This window comes from Bacillus sp. FSL K6-0073 (assembly GCF_038006085.1).
GTDB classification, from domain to species: Bacteria; Bacillota; Bacilli; order Bacillales; family Bacillaceae_G; genus Bacillus_A; species Bacillus_A cereus.
In genome coordinates this window covers 311,165-329,990 of record NZ_JBBOUN010000002.1, presented here as the reverse complement: position 1 = coordinate 329,990, position 18,826 = coordinate 311,165, and the positions used below count along the sequence as shown (strand labels likewise).

Sequence of the window (18,826 nt, the reverse complement as noted above, 5' to 3'; positions counted from 1 at the left end):
GAAAAAACTCTGCATTATTTTAAAGTTAGAATAACACACTTCCGCTAAAGAAAATTGTAATCCATACAATTTTCTTATTCATTGTATGGATTTTATGTGTTAAATTTGTATGCAATAAAGCTCTTGATTAAGGATGTGAATAATATGAAAAATAGAAATCAAATAAGAATCGCATTCCGTGCAGCTTTTCCTTATACAATACCTATTTTTGCTGGTTTTGTATTTTTAGGAATTGCTTATGGAATCTACATGAACTCTCTGGGTTTCAGTGCAATATATCCAATCCTAATGAGTTTAATCATATTCGCAGGATCAATGGAATTTATTGCAGCTAATTTATTACTGGTTGCTTTTAATCCAATTCATGCTCTTTTTCTTACTTTAATGGTGAATGCACGGCATTTATTTTATGGTATTTCTATGCTAGATAAGTATAAAGGAACTGGAAAGAAAAAGTTTTATCTTATTTTTGGACTATGTGATGAATCTTTTTCTATTAATTCTACTGTTGATATTCCGAAAGGTGTTGATAAGGGGTGGTTTATGTTCTTCGTGACACTGCTTAATCATTTGTATTGGGGTATAGGAGCAGCAATTGGTGGTATTTTTGGTTCCCTTGTACACTTCAATACAAAAGGACTAGATTTTGTTATGACAGCACTTTTCGTTGTGATTTTTGTTGAACAGTGGAGGAGGGAGAAAAAGCATTATAGCGCTCTTGTAGGACTGGGATTATCGATATTTAGCCTAATTATTTTTGGTGGAAACAATTTCATCATTCCTGCAATGATTATGATTTTATTAGTACTTACTATCCTAAAAAAACCAATAGAGAACGTAGAGGAGGTTTCCGTGTGACAATGAGTTTACTGGAACAAATTATAACAGTGGGTATAGTGGTTTTAGGCACAATGATTACAAGGTTCCTTCCCTTCTTAGTGTTCCCATCAGATAAACCTACTCCGCAATATGTCCAGTATCTCGGTAGGGTACTACCTTCAGCTGTCATAAGTCTTTTAGTTATTTACTGTTTTAAGGATCTAAACTTATTATCCGGTAATCATGGTGCTCCAGAATTAATTTCAGTAGGAGTAGTAATAATGCTTCACATATGGAAGAGACAAATACTTCTCTCCATAGCAGGTGGAACAATTATCTACATGCTGTTAGTACAATTTCTTTTTAATTGAATTCATAATAAACAAGTAATTGTTCCTATAATCCTTCTATTTAAGAAATAGAAGGATTATAATTAAAAAACTAAAGGATATTTAATAAACTCATTCAAAAATTCTGTTCTCCTAACTGTAATATCTCCTTATTTACCGGACATTTTACTTTCACTTCCCAGTGTCCATGTACTGTAACTCTTACCTGAGGATTAAACATTTTGATTTCATCTACACTAAAGATAATGCTTTTCTCCTCAAAATTTTTTTCCTTAGTGTTTACTTTCCCTATGACTTCATTCTGCCAAAACACTTCTAATGAAGCCTCACTTTTAGGATCTCCCAAGTATTTATATACAACTTCAACTTCCCCTGTACGTTCAATTAGTTGAAAAAAACAATTTTTCATATCTATGGGACTATTAAGAACAATATTAGTCCCACAGATATACGGCTTAAATATTGAGCCATCAAGTTCTGTAAGACAATTGACTTTATGATACCAATTTCCTATATAATCATTCTTAATGACTATTTTATTTGGGTTATACCTGGGATCATAATAAAATATTATATCATGTGGACTATTAAAAACTACTCCATGCACGCGTGTATGAGTTTGTCCTATTGGTGTAGTAAGATCGTTAATCCAAAACACTTTAAATACAGAATCTACCCGCCTGCTTTGGTAGGTATTGATAATGATATAACCTGATTTATTTAAAGGTAATTCATGATAAATTTCTGGAACCGACGTATATAATCTTTCACCACATCCATAGGGTGTTGCAACAGTTCCATTTCCGTCATCAATAATGAATATACCCCCTTCTACCTCTAAATCCATTAAATCTGTCTCCATTGCACAAAAAAATGTACCATCTTCAAAAAAGAACATTACATGATAGAGTTTTTCTACTTCATAATGCCCTGTAAATCCTTTTACAAACTCTCCATCATATTTCAATTCCTTAGTAGGTGGATATATTATACCTTTTAGCCCCTTATATGCCCCTTCTTTAACCAGTGCTATTTTCCCAATATTAGGATCTCGGGGATCTAATTTTGGTCTAGGAGCATTAATAGTACTAATACTATTACGCGTATTTTCACTTATAACAAAATCAAACAATCTTTTATCCTCCCACAACATGTAGTTCTATTGATTCATCATTTAATACAGTGCGGTCCACAGCAATAACCATCCCCTCACCAACTTCAATCATAATGGATTTTTCAGTGATGTCTTTTAAACCACCAATATATGCATTTTCTTTACATGTAAGCATAATAGCTTTTCCAATTTGATCTCCTAATCCACAAATCGGATGAGATTTCCAATTACTCTTCATATCATCACCTCTAAACTATTCAAATTGTAATACCCGCTTTATAATCGCTATTTATAATCAAACCCAAACTACGCAAGAATATAAACAATTAAAGCTTTCCATTATTAAAAAACTGCGTGTTTATTGGATTTTATTTAATAGTATTATAGGTAAATTGAATTATTTTTTATCTGAATGTAGAATTATTTTTTATTTCCTTAAAATTCCCCTCAACTTTTTCAGCATATAAAACGATACTTATAATAGAAAGAGGTGTTTTAATTGTATAAAACGATGCCAAATTCAAAAGAAAGAGAATTTATATACAATAGCTCATACAACAAAGGGCATATAAGCATTCCTAGCATGGTAGCTCACTGTATTGGCCTAAGTACTCACGCAAAATTGGTGTATTCTAACATTTTGAATTACATTTATAAAAAAGGAGAATTTGCATTCCCAAGTATTTATAGATTGTCTATATCTTGTTCCTGCTCAATAAATACAATTATTCGTTATATTAATGAATTAGTTGAAAAAGGATTTATAAAAAAAGAGGTCCCAGGTCGTGGAAAAAGTAATCGATACTACATAATAGAATGTGATAAAATTCCACTCCTAAAAGTATCAGAAATGATATGGGAAGTAATAGATACACTTGCAAAAAAATATGGTTGGAAGGATATTATGAAATGTAAGAATTCAATATTGTCTTTTCTTAATCAAAATAAATATTCATTACATCATATGGAGATTCAGCCAAATACAATAAATCACTTAAATGCTTTATTCCTTCATGTTTTAGAAAAAAAAGAATTAAATATTGAAGTATTGACTAGGAATTTTATATTTAAAAATCAATCTATTATATAACAGTTTTGAAATTACAAAATCATATAAATAATTTATATAATAATAGGTGGTGTGAATATTGAATGAACCTTATGTTACTTGTACACAATGTGTTGTTAGAGATTGGTGCCAACGTAGAAATGGCACTACTCCCCTGCCACAGGATTATACAATAAATCCTGAGTGTGGCGGTTATATCTTACTTAATCAAGCTTTAAAGCTTTCTCAAATTCCTTTAGAATATCAAAATGCAAATAAAAGAAATTTCTTAATAGACACGGATAACAGAATGTACAAAGACTACATTATAGATACTTTTAATTCAATAGAGGAAATTGTTAAGAATGGAAATAATCTTGCTTTTATACATCCACAAAAAGGAACTGGTAAATCATATACTGCTATAGCCTTTGCAATGGAATATATATTTAAATCAGTAATGAATCCTTCTTTATTTAATTTTGAGTCTCCGCTTGTACTCTATATTAAGTATGGTTCATGGGCAAATGATCTACGGCAAATTTATCAATTAAATGATGAAGATTTCACACAAAAAGTTTTACAACAAGTAAAACTCATGAAGACGGTTCCCCTACTAATACTTGATGATATAGGAAATGGGAGATTTACAAATTATATTAAGGATTTTACTTATGATGTAATTGATTTTCGTAAAGAAAACAAAAAATCAACATTTTTCACTTCTAATCTTACACTCCAACAATTAGAACAAGAGAATTGTCTTGGGGATATTATTACATCTCGTATGTTATTTAATACTGTTGTATATCAATTAGGAGGACGTGATAGAAGACAAGAAAAAAGTTATATTCTGAAGCCAATTATATAAAGATCTCGTCATGTAACGGGGTCTTTCTAGAATCCATTTAACAATAATATGATAAATATGTAAAAATAGTATTACAATTAATATATTTCCATAGTATACTAATTTACATGATTAAATTTTCAGCTTATGAATTGAGTAGAAATGTATTAAATCCTTATATATAAATACCTGTAAAACAAAAGAAGTTAATCAGAACATAATAAAGCAGCAATATCTGTTTTGGATAGTAAGATGCTTTATTCCATTATGGTTCTGGTTTAATCTTCTATTCTTTTACGCCCCAAAAACGAACATAAGTTCTTTTATTTTTCGGTAAAAATAGAACATACGTTTTATTTTAAATCATAAAAGAACATAAGTTCTAATTTTTCACCCCAAAAACGAACATAAGTTCCGCGTTTTGTTATTAAAAAAATCGCAACTATTTCCATTATTACATCGATTATTATGTCGAGATTAGATGAAAAGGAGTTTATATTATGCCATCCATTGAAGAATTACAACTATTAAACAATATATTAGAAAACAGAGATTGGTCTTCAATTGATAAAAATGGCCTTGATGAAGAACATTTTCCTATACATAAAGATATTTTTAATTACATTAAAAATTTTAAAAAATTACAAAAACAACTTCCAACAATAGAAACCGTAATGAATATATTTGAAGAATTTGAAATGGTCGAATTAGAAAAAACAGAATTTGTAGTAGATGCTCTGAAAGAAGATTGGCTACATAGAAAATTCAAGCCCTTTCTTCAAAAAGCAGCAAACCTTGTCGCTGAAAAGAAAACTGTAGAAGCTATTTTAGATATTAAATTAAATGCCACGAATATGTTAAAACTTGCGAATATTGACAACAAAGGATACTCATATACTGGAATGGCGGATACACGTAAGAGTAAATACTTATCAATTCATGGTAGAGATGAAAATGAAATTTTAGGAGCGACTACAGGCTTTAAAACATTAGATTTAGTGACTAATGGATTAGTAAGTGATGGGCAAGAAACTGATTATTTTCTTGTTTTCGCACCATCTAATATGGGCAAAACATTAATATCCTCATTTATGTTAATGTCCGCTTGGAATAGTAATATCGAGTGGGATTTCCCTGCATACTTTGCTTTAGAACAACGTGCCGAAGAAATTGCCCGAAATTGGGATCATGTCCTGGCTGGTGTATCAAATTTAGGCATACAACGTGGTACTATGTCAGCTGAACAAAAAGACCGTTATATCTTCTTTTTAGATCAACTAAGGAAAAAGCAAAAAGATATGGTCATCTATGATATTCAAAAAAATGGTGGTCGCCCCTATACAGTTACTGAAATACAACGCGTCCTTGAGTCTGAAGGACATACTCGCTTTGTTTTAGATCAATTATCCAAAGTACGTTTAAATAGCTCCAATAATAATTTTGGGGATTTAAGACAAAGATTATTTGATATATCAGCAGCAGTACGTGAAATGATTTTAGGAACAGGAATTCCAGGTTATGTAGTAGCACAAGCTAACAGAGAGTCCGCTAAAAGAATAAAAAAAAGTCTAAATGATAGCACGATGACTGGTGAAGATATCGGGGAAACTTATGCAATTTTCCAAGATGCTAGCAAAGGTATATCTATTATCAAAATAAATGAAAATACCTTTAAAGTACAGGTTATAAAAAATCGTGGCAATGCTAGTGGTCAAAGTTTCATTGTGCGATATAACTTTGATACCGGACTGATTAGTACCATAAACAATCAGTATGAAAAACAGTTCTTCTAGTCTTAATAATGGAGATGAAAATACATGCAAAACGCAAAAAATGTAGAAATTCTCGAAAATACATCACTTGATATACCAAGTCTAATAGATGATTTGCGTTTTAAGTATCAGTATTCCCTTAGATATCAAAGTAACCATGCAGCATTTTCAAAGAAAAATGATAACGGCAATTATATAATGTGTTGCTGTCCGAATCATACAGAAACAAGACCATCATTTGGTATTTCTAAAACCCCTCCCTATCACACACACTGTTTCTGTTGTGGATACTTAGGAACCATAGATTGTGTAATTGAAACCGCTTTTGTTTTAGAACGAGGCAACGGATTAAAAGCCCTATTATCAAATTACTATTTTGAAGACAATCGTAAACCTTTAGACATTACAAAAATCTTAGCTACAAGAAAAAAATGTATAAAAGCAAATACATTATCTGAAGAAACACTCAAAAAATTGGATGAGGAAAAATTTAAAAATCAAGGAATTTACAATGTAGCAATGTCCTATTTAATTAATCAGCGTGGAATAAACATGAAGACTTTAGATACTTATGAAATAAAAATAGATGTCAGAAATAAATGTATCGTATTTCCACAACGTACTCGAAACGGGGATCTTCGCTTTTTACAAAAACGAAAAATTGGAAGCAATTATAACGGTTCAAAATTTATCAACGAAGGATTACCAAACAAAAAAGATATTTTATTTGGACTTCATTTAATTAATCAATTACGAACATCAGCCAATCGAATTAAAAGAGTTCGTATCGTAGAATCTCCTATAGATGCAATGAGTAACTATCAAGTAGGTATTCCTGCTATTGCAATTAACGGGAAATTATTATTTAAAAACCAAATACGCGAATTACATCTAGCAGGTATAGAGATAGTTGATCTATTTTTTGACAATGACAAAGCTGGAAAAGATGCAACACAAAAAGCAACAAAACACTTAATACAGGAAGGATTCACGGTCAATCATACTCTTTACCCACCCCAATTCACTGAAGATTCAAAAATCGACTCCAATGACTTACTTAAGATGGGGTTACTAGATAAATTAAATACAAATTCAATTAGTTTACTAAGCAGTAAATTTTAATTCATTCAAATAAAGGGGATTTATATAATGAACACAGCAACTATAAACTTTCAAGATTTAATAATGGAAATACTAAACTCTGAATCTATAGCTAAAATTTTTAATTTTGAATTATTTAAGGTGAGAAATCAAGATAAAGAAGATGTGAAACAAGATTGTATCTTGCGTATAATGAAATCTCTTCAACAAACAACAGTTCCATCTGAAAAGCTACCTTCATTCTGTCAAACAATTATTAAAAGAACCGTGGTTGATTATTATCGTTATACAAATAGAATGGTAGAACAAAATTCGACTTCTGTATTTTATTGTGATGGATTTATTGAAGACGATTCTAGTGAAAACAATTGCCCTACATTTTGCCAAGAGTCTTACGAACAAGGATATGAATTCTCAATTGTTAAAGCAGATTTTGAAATACATAGAAATAAATTTACTCCGACTGAACAACATGTCATAGAATACATGCTATATGACGGCTTAGGAGTCTGTATGAATTTAGCCGAAATCGCAAACGAACTTAAAATTAATAAATCGCACTCAACAAGAGCATTAAAGAAATTGCGTAGCATTTATTGTTGTTAATATACATAGTTCCCTACTATTTCAAACAACAATCACCTAAAAATATTGTAAAACAATTAAGAACATTTTGTAAACAAAAGCAACTTTTATTTTTATTATAAATTCCGCAACTTTTTAATTAGTTATTACGATAACTATTAATCAGTCTAGTATATACAACTAGTATACAACATCGACAATAATTTTCAAAGGCGTTTTTTATCTGTTTCTTATTAGATTTCAGCCCTCTTTTATATATATAACCATTCATTACATGAACTTTATTGGAAAATTATTAAGCTTAATTATTGATTTGTTACTATTAAATATTGGCTAGATTCATAACTTACAGTCTGCATTTAAAAACTTAAGTTCTATTTATTTATATAAATAGAATAGACAAAATTAATTTAATTAAAACTTTATATTGATATATAACAATCAGATGAAGTTATATATCCTGTCAATTTAAGGAGGAAATAAAGTATGACGACCATAAAAGGATTAGATGCAATTTTAAAAGTGAGAAACACCTTTCTTACGTTTAAAGATAAAAAACCACTTACACTTTTATTTATCGATTGGTATGAAAATCTGGTTGGTATTCGCGAGCATTATGAACCTACCTTAAAACCCAAATATATACGTTGTCCAGGGACAGATGTGTGCCCCCTTTGTCACGTTAATCCTGGTAAATATCCGAATTTGAAGATTAAATTACGTGTATATGATCCATTAGATAATAAGATTAAGCTAGTCTCTTTAGCGAAAACTCACATTCAAAAATTACACACAGACTTTAATCTTTACATGATTGATCCTACAAAAGATTTTGTCACTATCTCTAGAAGTGGGACAGGTGCTAATGATACCACTTATTCAGCTAAACCATACCATTATACTTCAGTGGATGAAGAACCTATATTAAAGAAGCCAGACTTTAATGCAATTGAAATGCTTGATATATCAACATATATAACTTCTCATAGTCCTGATGAAATCCAAGAATTTATGAATGCAGCCTCAACAATATACAATTTACAGCAAGCACAGTTTCAATGTAGTTCCCCTACTCTTTCATTAACTACTGAAGGTTTTGATGAAAAGGAACAATTGAGAACTACTAATCATAAATTACCGTTTTAGAAAACCGTATGGAATTTTAATTTCTATTATTAAATATAGAAAGGGACGATTATGTCGTCCCTTTTTGAAGTAAGGAGTTGTAAATTTTGTTTTTTAAATCAAATGAATCCAATCAGGACATTTTTACACTATTAAATAAGCGTGAAGTAAAAGAAAGCACGCAAAAAACTCGTACAAAAAAAAATGAGAAAAAAAAGATTACGATAAAACAAAATCAATATGTTCACGGAATTAATAATTCAGTAAAACTACCTTTAAATTACTACTTAATACATACCCCTGAACAATTTAAAGAATTCATTACCAAGTATAAGGTGTATAAAACCTTACATTCGCAAGCTTATACATTTATTGATACGAAATCCACTGGTTCGAATCCTTTTAAAGACTCAATCATCTCAATTACGATTGGATTTATGGATAACAGTTTTTTTTATATACCTATTAAGCCTTTTAAACATCGATTATCACAGAATATCTCTACATTAAGTCTAGAATACACGATGAAAAAACTCTCACCACTATTAGAGAAAGATACCTTATTAATACTTAGTAACAGTAAGCAACACATTCACGCTCTATATAATTGGTGTAATTTTGACATTACATATAATATCTTTTGGGATACTGAGATAGCTGCAAACCTATTAAATGAGAACCATCCAAAAGGTGTAAAAGAATGGTATAAAGAATATGTATTACCCCGTCTTATTTCAAAAGGAACCATTTTAAATACCATTGATAGAAAAAAATATATGTTTGAAAAGACACTCTATGATCAGCTACAACACCATGTAGCTACCTACTTCGCTTGCTATGATATTTTTATGCTAAAGTCTGTATTCCAGTATCAGAAAAGGATTTTTGAAAACCCTAAATTTAATCTTGTTCATATATATAAATTATTTAGAGAAATAGAGATGCCTTTAATAGCTGTACTTACTACCGCTGAAAGAAAAGGTATTAAAATTAGTGAAGAATTTCTAAGCAATGATGTAAAACAAATACTCCAAGCAAAATTACAATCCGTAAAAAAAGAAATCTTGAATCACCTAGGTTCTACTATCACATTAAATAATTGTATGCACCCACCTAAGCAACAAAATAAATATAATAGCGTAAATAAATTAACAAGCACTTTGTTTAATATAAATTCTCCAGCCCATTTGGCCCAAAAACTTTATATTGATAACGCTATTCTAAAACCTATTATGGAATATGACAAAGGTTGCAAAAGTGTGATTTCCAAGCTAAAAACAGATAGAAAAACGCTGATACGTAATCTATCAATGCATCCTGTAATTCCTCTAATTCTAGAATATCGTCGCTTAGTGAAATTAATAAGTTCTTTTTGCAACTCCCTACCCAAAGAACAACAAGGTACTATCGATAATAAAATTCATCCTATCTATAACTCTGTAGGAACTAAAACAGGCCGTATGAGTTGCTCGTCACCAAACCTAAAGTTGTGGGCTGCATAAAGGTAACTTTATGTGTAAGCAGATCGTTAATTCAGGGAAAGCTAAGGGTAATTACCTATGTCAATCCTGAGCCAAGTCTAATAGGGATATTAGAAAGGTGCAGAGACTACTTAAATTAACCTAGAACAGGTGAAATAAGCACGAAAGCGATCCACCCTTCTACAACAGGGTGATGATATAGTCCGATACTCTTTGAAAAAAGAGAGCAAGGATAAAGAGCCTTGCATTACTACAATGACAACAAGTACCAAGTAAAGCTGATTTTATACGTATGGCCTTTAGAGCAGAAAGAGGTAGATTATTCACCAGTATTGACTTCAGTTTACAAAACGTTGGCTGAAGTCGTTAATCTAAACCTACTCAAAACAGGGAACGCCCTCATGTAACGGTGGAGCGAATCCTGTGCTTCTAGTGACAAGAAGTGCAACGACTGCTTGTTAATTATCATCTTGATTCATAGTTAACAAAATAATGAGTCGTCTATCAACCAAAATTGATAAATCCATCGAACTCATTTATACGGTAGGCTATGGGCTTAGTGGTCACAAAATTTGCCCATTATTTGCAGGAATGCAACAGAAGGTATAGTCTAATCCGGCTCCTTTAAGGAGTGTTCAAATACCATGAAAATGGCGGTATACATACAACAAGAATTACGTTGGCTCGCAATAGTAACACAAGAACCGGTTCTAATTGAAGCCTTTAAGAAAGGTTTAGATGTACATAGTCAAATCACTTGCCAAATTAAGAGGTTTACTTATAACTTGTTTGAGGATATTCGAAATTATAAAAGAGAGACATTAAAAGAGACTCAGCATCATATACAACAGCTTATAAATAAATGGTCAGATACCCCAGAATGTCTATATATCTTGAAGATATATAATATGAAGGAACTAAACAGTACTACCATTCCTTCTCTGGCAAATGCTTTTGAATCGCTTAGAAAAGAAATGAAAAGCATTGTATTCGGTAAAGGGATTGCCGAATTAAAATCTCACTCAAAACAGGGAAACCTAAGTGTATAAGCATATGGTAATCCTGTGCCAAAGCGTTCATATGAATGGCAGGTGCAGAGACTTATAGCGTTCCGCGGTTATATAAACAACCAATCTAACGAGTTCGCTTAATGTGAGAAGTAACTTGAAATAGTTGCTAAGGTATAGTCCACTCCCTTAGGAAACTAAGGGGTTTAAGTGACCTTATATGGTATAACAGAAATCGGTTTATCTGATCAATTAAATATTACAAAAGCAGCAGCTACTTCGTTAATTAATCAATTTAAAAAACAATTACCCAACTTTTTAAGATGGGAATCTGAAACACATAGAGAAGTTTTAACTAATGGTTATGTAAAAGATTTGTTTGGTAGAAAAAGACGTTTTAAAGAAACAATTTTAAAAGCTACCTCTTCTTCCATCTTTAAGAACAAAAATTCAGATTGGAGATTAGAGAAAATAAAACGGCAAAGTTGTAACTTTAAAATACAAGGAACTTCTGCGACACAAGTAAAAAAAGCCATGGTAAATTTATTTTATCCCACTCGGCCAGATGGTACAAAATGCTTAGATAGAGATGAATGGCTACAGGAGAATTACAAATCTATACTTGAAGAGCATGATATACACATCGTATTACAGATACATGATGAATTAATTTTTGATGTACCACAAGATGTTTCCCAAGACGTTTTAAAAGAAATTTCAAACATTATGCTAAATGCCATTCCTTCTACCCATTTAGGAGTGACATTCCATTCGGATATTCATACCTCTCCATATTGGGGTGGTACATTTTCAATCGAGGAAATTAAAGAGTTTTCTAATAGTGATTTAGATCTGAACAGATTATTTCATCAACAATTTAAACAGAAAATAAACACCTTCCTGAATTCAACGTTTTAGGTGAATTTAATAGAAAATGAATTAAACATTATAATTGCCACTTTGATTAAATGAGATAATAAAAAAACGTACACTTCTGTACGTTTTTTTATCTTTTTAGTTCCTAATTATCTATACAAAAAATTGAAATACCATTTCAACTTCTGCCTCATTTGTATATTCAACCCTAGGCATGGTGCTCGGATTACCATCAATAGCTAACAATAACGGTGCAATACTAACCATTGGTGTAGGTGTTGTTAATAAAACCTTACATGCAGTTACCCATTCTATGCCATATTTCTGACGCGCCGAATCATTTAATTTCACATCAATTCTAGAAATATTTCCAAAGTTCGTTACTGACTCACCTGTTTGCCTATTGAACCCTTTAACCGCAATACCATTACGTAACGAGTCATACGATACAATATACTTCTCTGATGCAATTGTAAGGATTTTATACGGCATTGCGCTCTTAACAAATTCAAATACATTTGGTCGTTTGTCGGGCTTTCTAGTACTCATCTCAAATACTTTAATTAACTCAATATCTTTAAGTGATAATTGTCTCTTTTTACCTCCGCAATTGCTTGCTGTATCATATGGTACAGGAGCTATATCATGAGATAATTCACCTGGAATATCAATACAATTAAAGCATCTTTCAATAGATTCTATAATTGTAACAAAGTTTAATAATTCAAAATCTATATTTGTACGTTCTAATTCATATAATTTTTGTTCAAGCATCTCTAATTCTATTTCCAAACGACATTTTGTAATAGAGGAACAATCTGAACTAGCTATATCATCTCTCATACGCTGCATAGCATCTTCAATAGCTAAGATTTCCTCATACAAATCTCCAAATCTAATTGTCATTATCACTTCCTCCTCACTTTTTTTTCGGAGCCTTAGTAGGATCTAATGTCCAAGTGATCCAATCGCTTACATCTTTTAAAGAGCTTACATGGAAGTACTCTCTACACTGTCTAAAGAAAGGAATGATAGGACTATTCCAATTCCCTGGCCCTATTTTCCCAGGTCCTTTTCTTCCTGGAAGAACTGTATATATAGTTTTCATAGGCACTAACGCATAACGATTAAATACTTTAAGGCTATTTAGCTTCCCGTCAACCTGGTCGTATGTAACTTCTTTATACAGGCGATGTGAAGGTTCGCTACTACCCTCTAACTTTTGTCTATCATCTGATACAAGAATAAGAGAATTCTCTACGGGTTTACCATTTATTACACTTTTATCTATCACTTGATCAATCGAATGATAAATTGCAGACATACCAGATTCAGGGAAATCCGATCCTCGATTAAATGTTAGCGTACTAATATCAGAAAATGCTTGTGCTAATCCTTGTACATCTACACTTTTATTCAGTAGAATTCTCCAAAAGTTCGGCCTATTCTTTCCTGCTCTGTCTGTAGGATCAGCATAGGCTACTAATGATACTTTACATGGAATTTTAGCAGCTTTAGCATAACGCTCGATTTCATTTGCTGTGGCAACTAATAAGTTTCTAACACGACCTCCAGGTTCAAGGCCCCCTCCTTCAAACATAGATTCAGAAATATCTACAACGAAAATAATATTAACCCCTGTGACTGTAACAGGTGGTACCCATGGATCCGGTTTTGGATAAGGTAAAACTTGTGGTTTTCGTGCATAAGAAGGTCTCACGCACTCCCTTATACATTCCCTAATTTTATACATTAATGTATCCAAGTTTTCACCAGATTCAAGTCCTGATTCCATGATTACTTCACGTATAGCTTCTAATTCATCTACATATTGCCGTAAAGCATCTACTGAGTATGGATGGCTATGTGCCATACCCTTACGCAAATCTTTAATCATTTTATCTATTTCTTTAACATATCTCATAATACTTTTGAGTTTAGGCATATCGATTGTAACCTCCTAACCAAATATAGTAAGCCCATTATAGGAAAAGGTGTGTCAAATGACACACCTTTGTGGTATTACTTTTTCAAGTTTCTTCTCAATTTAAGGCATCTTTTTCTAATACTTCCTCTTCAGCCTCCATTTGGCTTGCTAATTTACTAGCCTCAATAAATTCCTGAATTTCTTGCTTAGGAGTAAATCCAACTTTCTTTTCAATATTTTTACCATCTTTCATAAACAGAAGCGTTGGAATCGTACTAACTTCACACAATTTAGTGATATCTAAAAATTGATCAGCGTTAACTTGAATAAATTTAATATCGTCAATTTCTTTTGACAATTCCTTAATATCCTGTGTAATCATTTTACAGGGGCCACACCAAGTAGTATAAAAATAAACTAAAACAAACCCTTCTACTATCTTTTCTTTAAATTCTTCAACTGTATTAATTTCAAACATTTTATTCCTACCTCCTGTAAAGTATTTATAAGGAAGAACGCTAACAAATCCTTTATACTGTATATTAATATAAAATAATTATAAATTTGCATACATTTATGTCTACTTAATTTCCACCACAGCCGCATCCAACCTTACGAGCTACCGTATATGTATTACCGTCATTCCACTCTTGAGAAATATTTAATGCATTACGAGCAGAACTAGCCCAAACTTCTTTTTCTACATATTTTCCTTCTGCATCATGACCAGAAACCATATATTTTCGCTTGCCTAACAAATTAACCCTCTCCTTAATTACTTTTATAGAAATTACCTAAATGCTCAAAGCGAGGAACTTTTACTCCGCATACCTCAATATCCGCCATAAAAGTACTCTGAGGTTCAATCCAAGTATTCCCTTTAGCATCTTCATAAATTACCATTTCTTCATCAGTTCCTGTTTGTTTTCCCTTACCAGTAACGAGATAAATTCCACCCTTATAATATCTATAGATTTTAACTTTTTTATTATCCATATCTCCTCAACCTAAACATAATCCTCATATAAATTTATTTAATAATTTCCTTCATTTCTTTTAACCAATTTACTAAAACCATTTCTATTTCCTGCAAACGTCTTATAGAAGTACTTTCAGTCATTCTTTTAGATGCTTTATTGCAAATATAGAGACGTTCTTTTTCAATATCAAATACCAAAGAAAGATGGTAATCTTGTAAACCAAATGAAGTGGAATCATATCTTACCATTCGTTTAATGGAATGCTCGATATGTATCTCCTTTAACTTACTAGCGAGGTTTTCTCTATGCTTTTTCCACTGATCCGTTGTAAATGTATTTAATAGCATATTAAATTATCACCAACCTTAAAATCATACCCTCTAAATCTCATTTATTAACTACACTAAAATTGCTGAATCATAGTCCCCTGATACAATATAATTAATCCCTGAATCATTATGAATTTTAATTATAATTACTTCGTTAATTTGATGATTTATAAACGATCCATAAGGTACCTCAATATCTTTCATTGCATCTATAACATTTTGAATCTCTTTATTCTTAACTTTCATTGCATTTTCTATTTTGCTGCTACTATTAGAAAAATGTAATGGATACTGTAAGTTTTGCTCCGTTACATTTTTTACATTTAGTTGTTTCACTAAATATTTCACATAATCTTCTGCTTTTTTAAGCCGATTCTCCATATTACGATAGTTCTTTTCCAGCTCCGCAATATAAAGATTTCTACTCATATCTGCTTCATTATTAGAATTTGATTCAGAAGTATTCTTAGCCTTTTTATTCAATTGACTTTTTTCCTCATTGTTATCTCTTACTTGCAAATGTTGTACCTCAAGCAAATCTAAATGTTTCAAAGCATTATTTTCACCTTGATTTAATTCTTTTTTTATTGTCTTTTGCAAGTAATTAAACCATTGGACTAACCATGTGTTATCAATGTAACCATGAATAATTTTGTTTTGTTCTTCCATAGAAAAATCCATGTCACAAATTCTAGCAATTCCGGAATTAATGTCGATACTAATGGACAAATTTTCGCCACTTTGAATTAACTGTACTAATCGACTAATTTTCTTAGATAATTCCATATCGTTTACCTCTCCTATTTCGTACTGGTATTATAGTAGTCGATATATATATCAATTTAGTTGCGAGTTTTTTTATATCTAATTTAAATATTAAATTTGCTATAATACCTGTACTTCCTTATGAAAAATAATGTACTATGTTTTTACATTCACATTAAAAAATCTTAAGTAGTCGATAATTCATCTAATGGTTTATATTGAAATGCATTAGATTTTTCAGACTCTTTACCCTCTAAATTAATTGCCGTCATTTCAATTACAGATACTTTATCATTAAAAATGTTATGATCTAATTTAGCAGGTGAATGCTCAACACCTGTTAAAACTAATACATCATTTACAAAAATGTTATAACTCTCACTATCAGGTGACGTACTATAATCAAATCTAACTTCTACTCCGCTTTCCATATTATCCACAGAAGTAATAGCTGGTGGTTCAGGAGCTTCATTTCCTACGACTGTAATTGGTACAAATACTTCATGCACCCCATTTGTAATGACTATATCTGTTGTTCCTCCGCTAAGGCCTGTTACAATTCCTTCAAGGCTCACCTTTGCTATATATTTATCTTTGACAGAATAAGTAGTGCCTGTACTCGCCCAATATACATAAATTAACCAGTTATCACCAACTTCTTCTTTACCATCTGTTTGGAAAGTAATCCCTAAATAGTCACCTTTTAAATTTACAATTCGATATTCATTTCGTTTATTCGTTGCTATAACTTGTAACCCTTGTGTTTCTCTATCATCACCCACACCAAAACCATTGGTAGTCTTTACAATTTCAACTGTTCGTTCTTCAAATTTATAATTACTAATGTCTACCGCTGTAATTAAACCTTTATTATTATATAAATTATCTATATCTTTAAATAACATAGCCGGACGAAGTTCAGCTGTAACATTCTTTGTAATCCCATCACTAGTTAATGCTTCTACATTCAACTGAACTTGATCACCAGTGTTGAGATTTAAATGCTTGTGGGAAACCATTAGAAAAGCTGTTGATGATAAAGGCTCGAATTCTGTATTAAGAAAAGCATCCACTTTCTTCTGGTACTTCTTTAGAGAGTCCTCTAAAACTAACTTTGCTTCTCTATAGGAAGTCTCAATTAATGCAGAACTTACCTCATCTCTCTTTTGCTCTAAAGTGCCTAACTTCGTTAAAATTTCTTTTGCCCTCATATTTCATCCTCCCTCTTGTATCGCATTCATTATAAGGATTTACAAAATTTTTTATTTAATTTTTTGTAGAATAATTCTAGCCTTTTGTATAGTCATATTGTTTAACTTCCTAAAATTAAATTTCTCTATATTCAAATGTGTAAATCGTTTTTGAATGATGCTGCCTTATTCATTGTTATTTTTTAAATGCAGGATGTTCTTGAATACTTCTTGTTGCTTTAGATTCATCTTCATTCAACTCAGTTGTATCTAGAGGGATATCTTTAGCTAAGCTAACTAACATGGTCATATATTCAACTTCTGCAAAAGATATGATAGAATTTTCACCTTTAGCATTTTTACGAATTATAGTAGTACCATTTTCTTTCCATTCCTTAAACTTGCTTTGAAAAAAAACATCTGCTTCCTCTAAGCTAAGACCTTCAGTTAATTCTTGTGTCTCACTCTTTAATTTTTTTACTAATTTATCCTCCAACCAATCAACTTTCTTTGAATTTCCACTTTTAAAATAAAAGACTGCAGAAACGTTAAATTTATTTATTTTCATATTTAAATTCCTCCTAGATTATAATCTTTCATCTACACCTGATCTTACTCTAAAGCTTCAATAGGTTAATTAGTTTGATATGGAATTTATCCTTACAGCTATATATTTATAGTCGTTTTACTTAACTAGAATGTTGCGAACTTATTTCCTAATAATTAAGAACGAGCCAATATCATGAGAAGCATCTATAGGTATTGATATAGTTCCTTTAATATGAGAGTTACTTGATTTGCGAATTGAAATACTTCCCTCTAATCGCGATGCACTTGCTACATAAATAGAACTTTTTATCTCTTCAAACATACTCATTCTAATAATAGCTGTTCCACTAAGAGTATAGCTCGCATACTGTCTTGTTAAAATTGTAGACAGTATTTGTGACATATCAGGGTATACCACTAAAATATTGCTATGAATCTCCATAAATTTATAATAAGTACCATCTGCAAATGGTTCCGTATTTAATACTTTTCCAATTAATAAATTGTATGCTGAGCCGCCAATCAAATTAATATCATGATGTTTCTTTGTATCCATATGCTCAAATACTAATACAGTACGATTATTAGAAAAATCATATACCCCACCTAATTTACAAAACACAGGAACGTTATTATCTCGAAAGATAGTTGTAATCATTTCAGGAAGTTCACTTTCAAATTGCTCATGATAAGTTTTATATTCCCCTGTCTTTAATATGACATTGTATACTATTCCATCAATCTTAATTTCTAAGTTTTCATCTAAAATAGAAATAACATCCTCCAATTTTTTATCACAATATATTCTATAACCATGCGGAGTCAATGCCACTTTCTTCACCTCCTAAGAAATTCCAACTTTTAACAGCTTTATTACTCTTTAAAAAGTTTTCTTTTCTTTTAGTTTTGTTTAACTGAAATTTAGTTTGAATAAAACAGAATCATTACTCCTCCTTTT

Annotated in this window: 23 protein-coding genes; 11 read left to right on the top strand and 12 right to left on the bottom strand. The window is 31.2% G+C overall.

All coding sequences use genetic code 11. The features are described from left to right. Positions 1-144: 144 nt before the first annotated feature. Together azlC and MHB52_RS29615 are read left to right on the top strand one after the other, a co-directional pair. Positions 145-858, top strand: a complete 714-nt coding sequence (gene azlC / locus MHB52_RS29620) for an azaleucine resistance protein AzlC (RefSeq protein ID WP_061664346.1) — start codon at positions 145-147, stop codon at positions 856-858. After that, a complete protein-coding gene (locus MHB52_RS29615; RefSeq protein WP_061664345.1) occupies positions 855-1,190 on the top strand; it encodes a branched-chain amino acid transporter permease in 336 nt (111 codons plus the stop codon). The genes azlC and MHB52_RS29615 overlap by 4 nt, the downstream gene beginning before the upstream one ends. A gap of 94 nt (positions 1,191-1,284) precedes the next feature. Here the strand turns inward: MHB52_RS29615 and MHB52_RS29610 are convergent, their stop codons facing one another. Further along, entirely contained in the window at positions 1,285-2,301 is a 1,017-nt protein-coding gene (locus tag MHB52_RS29610) for a hypothetical protein (RefSeq protein WP_061664344.1), read from the bottom strand. Positions 2,302-2,305: 4 nt separating this feature from the next. Beyond that, positions 2,306-2,521: a hypothetical protein gene (locus MHB52_RS29605; RefSeq protein WP_000841663.1), complete on the bottom strand. Its 216-nt coding sequence runs from the start codon at positions 2,519-2,521 to the stop codon at positions 2,306-2,308. Between the two features lie 261 nt (positions 2,522-2,782). Here MHB52_RS29605 and MHB52_RS29600 point away from each other — a divergent pair, with 261 nt between their 5' ends. The 9 genes from MHB52_RS29600 (at position 2,783) to MHB52_RS29560 (ending at position 12,170) form a co-directional block, all read left to right on the top strand. After that, positions 2,783-3,373, top strand: a complete 591-nt coding sequence (locus MHB52_RS29600; RefSeq protein WP_061664343.1) for a helix-turn-helix domain-containing protein — start codon at positions 2,783-2,785, stop codon at positions 3,371-3,373. Between the two features lie 58 nt (positions 3,374-3,431). Continuing rightward, positions 3,432-4,202, top strand: coding sequence for an ATP-binding protein (locus MHB52_RS29595; RefSeq protein WP_006915014.1), 771 nt, complete (start codon positions 3,432-3,434; stop codon positions 4,200-4,202). A gap of 479 nt (positions 4,203-4,681) precedes the next feature. After that, positions 4,682-5,974 carry a DnaB-like helicase C-terminal domain-containing protein gene (locus MHB52_RS29590; protein ID WP_061664342.1) on the top strand — a complete coding sequence of 431 codons (1,293 nt, stop codon included), beginning with the start codon at positions 4,682-4,684 and terminating at the stop codon, positions 5,972-5,974. Between the two features lie 24 nt (positions 5,975-5,998). Continuing rightward, complete coding sequence (locus tag MHB52_RS29585) at positions 5,999-7,075, top strand: toprim domain-containing protein (RefSeq protein ID WP_061664341.1); 1,077 nt, start codon at positions 5,999-6,001, stop codon at positions 7,073-7,075. A 27-nt stretch (positions 7,076-7,102) separates the two neighbouring features. Then, positions 7,103-7,660: a sigma-70 family RNA polymerase sigma factor gene (locus MHB52_RS29580; RefSeq protein WP_001090550.1), complete on the top strand. Its 558-nt coding sequence runs from the start codon at positions 7,103-7,105 to the stop codon at positions 7,658-7,660. Positions 7,661-8,125: 465 nt separating this feature from the next. Further along, a complete protein-coding gene (locus MHB52_RS29575; RefSeq protein ID WP_061664340.1) occupies positions 8,126-8,785 on the top strand; it encodes a hypothetical protein in 660 nt (219 codons plus the stop codon). An 86-nt stretch (positions 8,786-8,871) separates the two neighbouring features. Beyond that, positions 8,872-10,266: a DNA polymerase gene (locus MHB52_RS29570; RefSeq protein ID WP_061664339.1), complete on the top strand. Its 1,395-nt coding sequence runs from the start codon at positions 8,872-8,874 to the stop codon at positions 10,264-10,266. A 623-nt stretch (positions 10,267-10,889) separates the two neighbouring features. Further along, entirely contained in the window at positions 10,890-11,294 is a 405-nt protein-coding gene (locus MHB52_RS29565; RefSeq protein WP_061664338.1) for a DNA polymerase I, read from the top strand. Between the two features lie 168 nt (positions 11,295-11,462). Further along, positions 11,463-12,170 (top strand): DNA polymerase, encoded by a 708-nt coding sequence (locus MHB52_RS29560; RefSeq protein WP_061664337.1) that lies wholly within the window; start codon positions 11,463-11,465, stop codon positions 12,168-12,170. A 111-nt stretch (positions 12,171-12,281) separates the two neighbouring features. On the opposite strand, the gene MHB52_RS29555 is transcribed toward MHB52_RS29560, so the two are convergent. From MHB52_RS29555 to MHB52_RS29510, 10 genes are all read right to left on the bottom strand, one after another. After that, on the bottom strand, positions 12,282-13,034 hold the full coding sequence (locus tag MHB52_RS29555) for a hypothetical protein (RefSeq protein ID WP_061664336.1): 753 nt from the start codon (positions 13,032-13,034) through the stop codon (positions 12,282-12,284). Positions 13,035-13,047: 13 nt separating this feature from the next. Beyond that, positions 13,048-14,073 (bottom strand): hypothetical protein, encoded by a 1,026-nt coding sequence (locus tag MHB52_RS29550; RefSeq protein ID WP_001125259.1) that lies wholly within the window; start codon positions 14,071-14,073, stop codon positions 13,048-13,050. Between the two features lie 97 nt (positions 14,074-14,170). Then, on the bottom strand, positions 14,171-14,533 hold the full coding sequence (locus MHB52_RS29545) for a thioredoxin family protein (RefSeq protein WP_000461692.1): 363 nt from the start codon (positions 14,531-14,533) through the stop codon (positions 14,171-14,173). A gap of 106 nt (positions 14,534-14,639) precedes the next feature. Next, the gene (locus MHB52_RS29540) at positions 14,640-14,813 is read right to left on the bottom strand and encodes a hypothetical protein (protein WP_000900867.1); all 174 of its coding nucleotides are present in this window, start codon (positions 14,811-14,813) and stop codon (positions 14,640-14,642) included. A gap of 13 nt (positions 14,814-14,826) precedes the next feature. Beyond that, the gene (locus MHB52_RS29535; protein ID WP_000369000.1) at positions 14,827-15,051 is read right to left on the bottom strand and encodes a DUF1653 domain-containing protein; all 225 of its coding nucleotides are present in this window, start codon (positions 15,049-15,051) and stop codon (positions 14,827-14,829) included. 34 nt (positions 15,052-15,085) lie between these two features. Beyond that, positions 15,086-15,382: a hypothetical protein gene (locus tag MHB52_RS29530; protein ID WP_061664335.1), complete on the bottom strand. Its 297-nt coding sequence runs from the start codon at positions 15,380-15,382 to the stop codon at positions 15,086-15,088. A 51-nt stretch (positions 15,383-15,433) separates the two neighbouring features. Continuing rightward, positions 15,434-16,150: a hypothetical protein gene (locus MHB52_RS29525; protein WP_061664334.1), complete on the bottom strand. Its 717-nt coding sequence runs from the start codon at positions 16,148-16,150 to the stop codon at positions 15,434-15,436. Between the two features lie 164 nt (positions 16,151-16,314). After that, complete coding sequence (locus MHB52_RS29520; RefSeq protein WP_044584323.1) at positions 16,315-17,340, bottom strand: hypothetical protein; 1,026 nt, start codon at positions 17,338-17,340, stop codon at positions 16,315-16,317. Between the two features lie 175 nt (positions 17,341-17,515). Further along, positions 17,516-17,887 (bottom strand): hypothetical protein, encoded by a 372-nt coding sequence (locus MHB52_RS29515; protein ID WP_044584322.1) that lies wholly within the window; start codon positions 17,885-17,887, stop codon positions 17,516-17,518. Between the two features lie 141 nt (positions 17,888-18,028). After that, complete coding sequence (locus MHB52_RS29510) at positions 18,029-18,700, bottom strand: hypothetical protein (protein WP_061664333.1); 672 nt, start codon at positions 18,698-18,700, stop codon at positions 18,029-18,031. Positions 18,701-18,826 lie beyond the last annotated feature (126 nt).

Bases quoted from the DNA above. Each gene is read 5' to 3' on its own strand.
- azlC (WP_061664346.1), top strand. From the start codon at position 145: ATGAAAAATAGAAATCAAATAAGAATCGCATTCCGTGCAGCTTTTCCT.
- MHB52_RS29605 (WP_000841663.1), bottom strand. From the start codon at position 2,521: ATGAAGAGTAATTGGAAATCTCATCCGATTTGTGGATTAGGAGATCAA.
- MHB52_RS29590 (WP_061664342.1), top strand. From the start codon at position 4,682: ATGCCATCCATTGAAGAATTACAACTATTAAACAATATATTAGAAAAC.
- MHB52_RS29585 (WP_061664341.1), top strand. From the start codon at position 5,999: ATGCAAAACGCAAAAAATGTAGAAATTCTCGAAAATACATCACTTGAT.
- MHB52_RS29580 (WP_001090550.1), top strand. From the start codon at position 7,103: ATGAACACAGCAACTATAAACTTTCAAGATTTAATAATGGAAATACTA.
- MHB52_RS29575 (WP_061664340.1), top strand. From the start codon at position 8,126: ATGACGACCATAAAAGGATTAGATGCAATTTTAAAAGTGAGAAACACC.
- MHB52_RS29565 (WP_061664338.1), top strand. From the start codon at position 10,890: ATGAAAATGGCGGTATACATACAACAAGAATTACGTTGGCTCGCAATA.
- MHB52_RS29555 (WP_061664336.1), bottom strand. From the start codon at position 13,034: ATGACAATTAGATTTGGAGATTTGTATGAGGAAATCTTAGCTATTGAA.
- MHB52_RS29550 (WP_001125259.1), bottom strand. From the start codon at position 14,073: ATGCCTAAACTCAAAAGTATTATGAGATATGTTAAAGAAATAGATAAA.
- MHB52_RS29545 (WP_000461692.1), bottom strand. From the start codon at position 14,533: ATGTTTGAAATTAATACAGTTGAAGAATTTAAAGAAAAGATAGTAGAA.
- MHB52_RS29535 (WP_000369000.1), bottom strand. From the start codon at position 15,051: ATGGATAATAAAAAAGTTAAAATCTATAGATATTATAAGGGTGGAATT.
- MHB52_RS29530 (WP_061664335.1), bottom strand. From the start codon at position 15,382: ATGCTATTAAATACATTTACAACGGATCAGTGGAAAAAGCATAGAGAA.
- MHB52_RS29525 (WP_061664334.1), bottom strand. From the start codon at position 16,150: ATGGAATTATCTAAGAAAATTAGTCGATTAGTACAGTTAATTCAAAGT.
- MHB52_RS29520 (WP_044584323.1), bottom strand. From the start codon at position 17,340: ATGAGGGCAAAAGAAATTTTAACGAAGTTAGGCACTTTAGAGCAAAAG.
- MHB52_RS29515 (WP_044584322.1), bottom strand. From the start codon at position 17,887: ATGAAAATAAATAAATTTAACGTTTCTGCAGTCTTTTATTTTAAAAGT.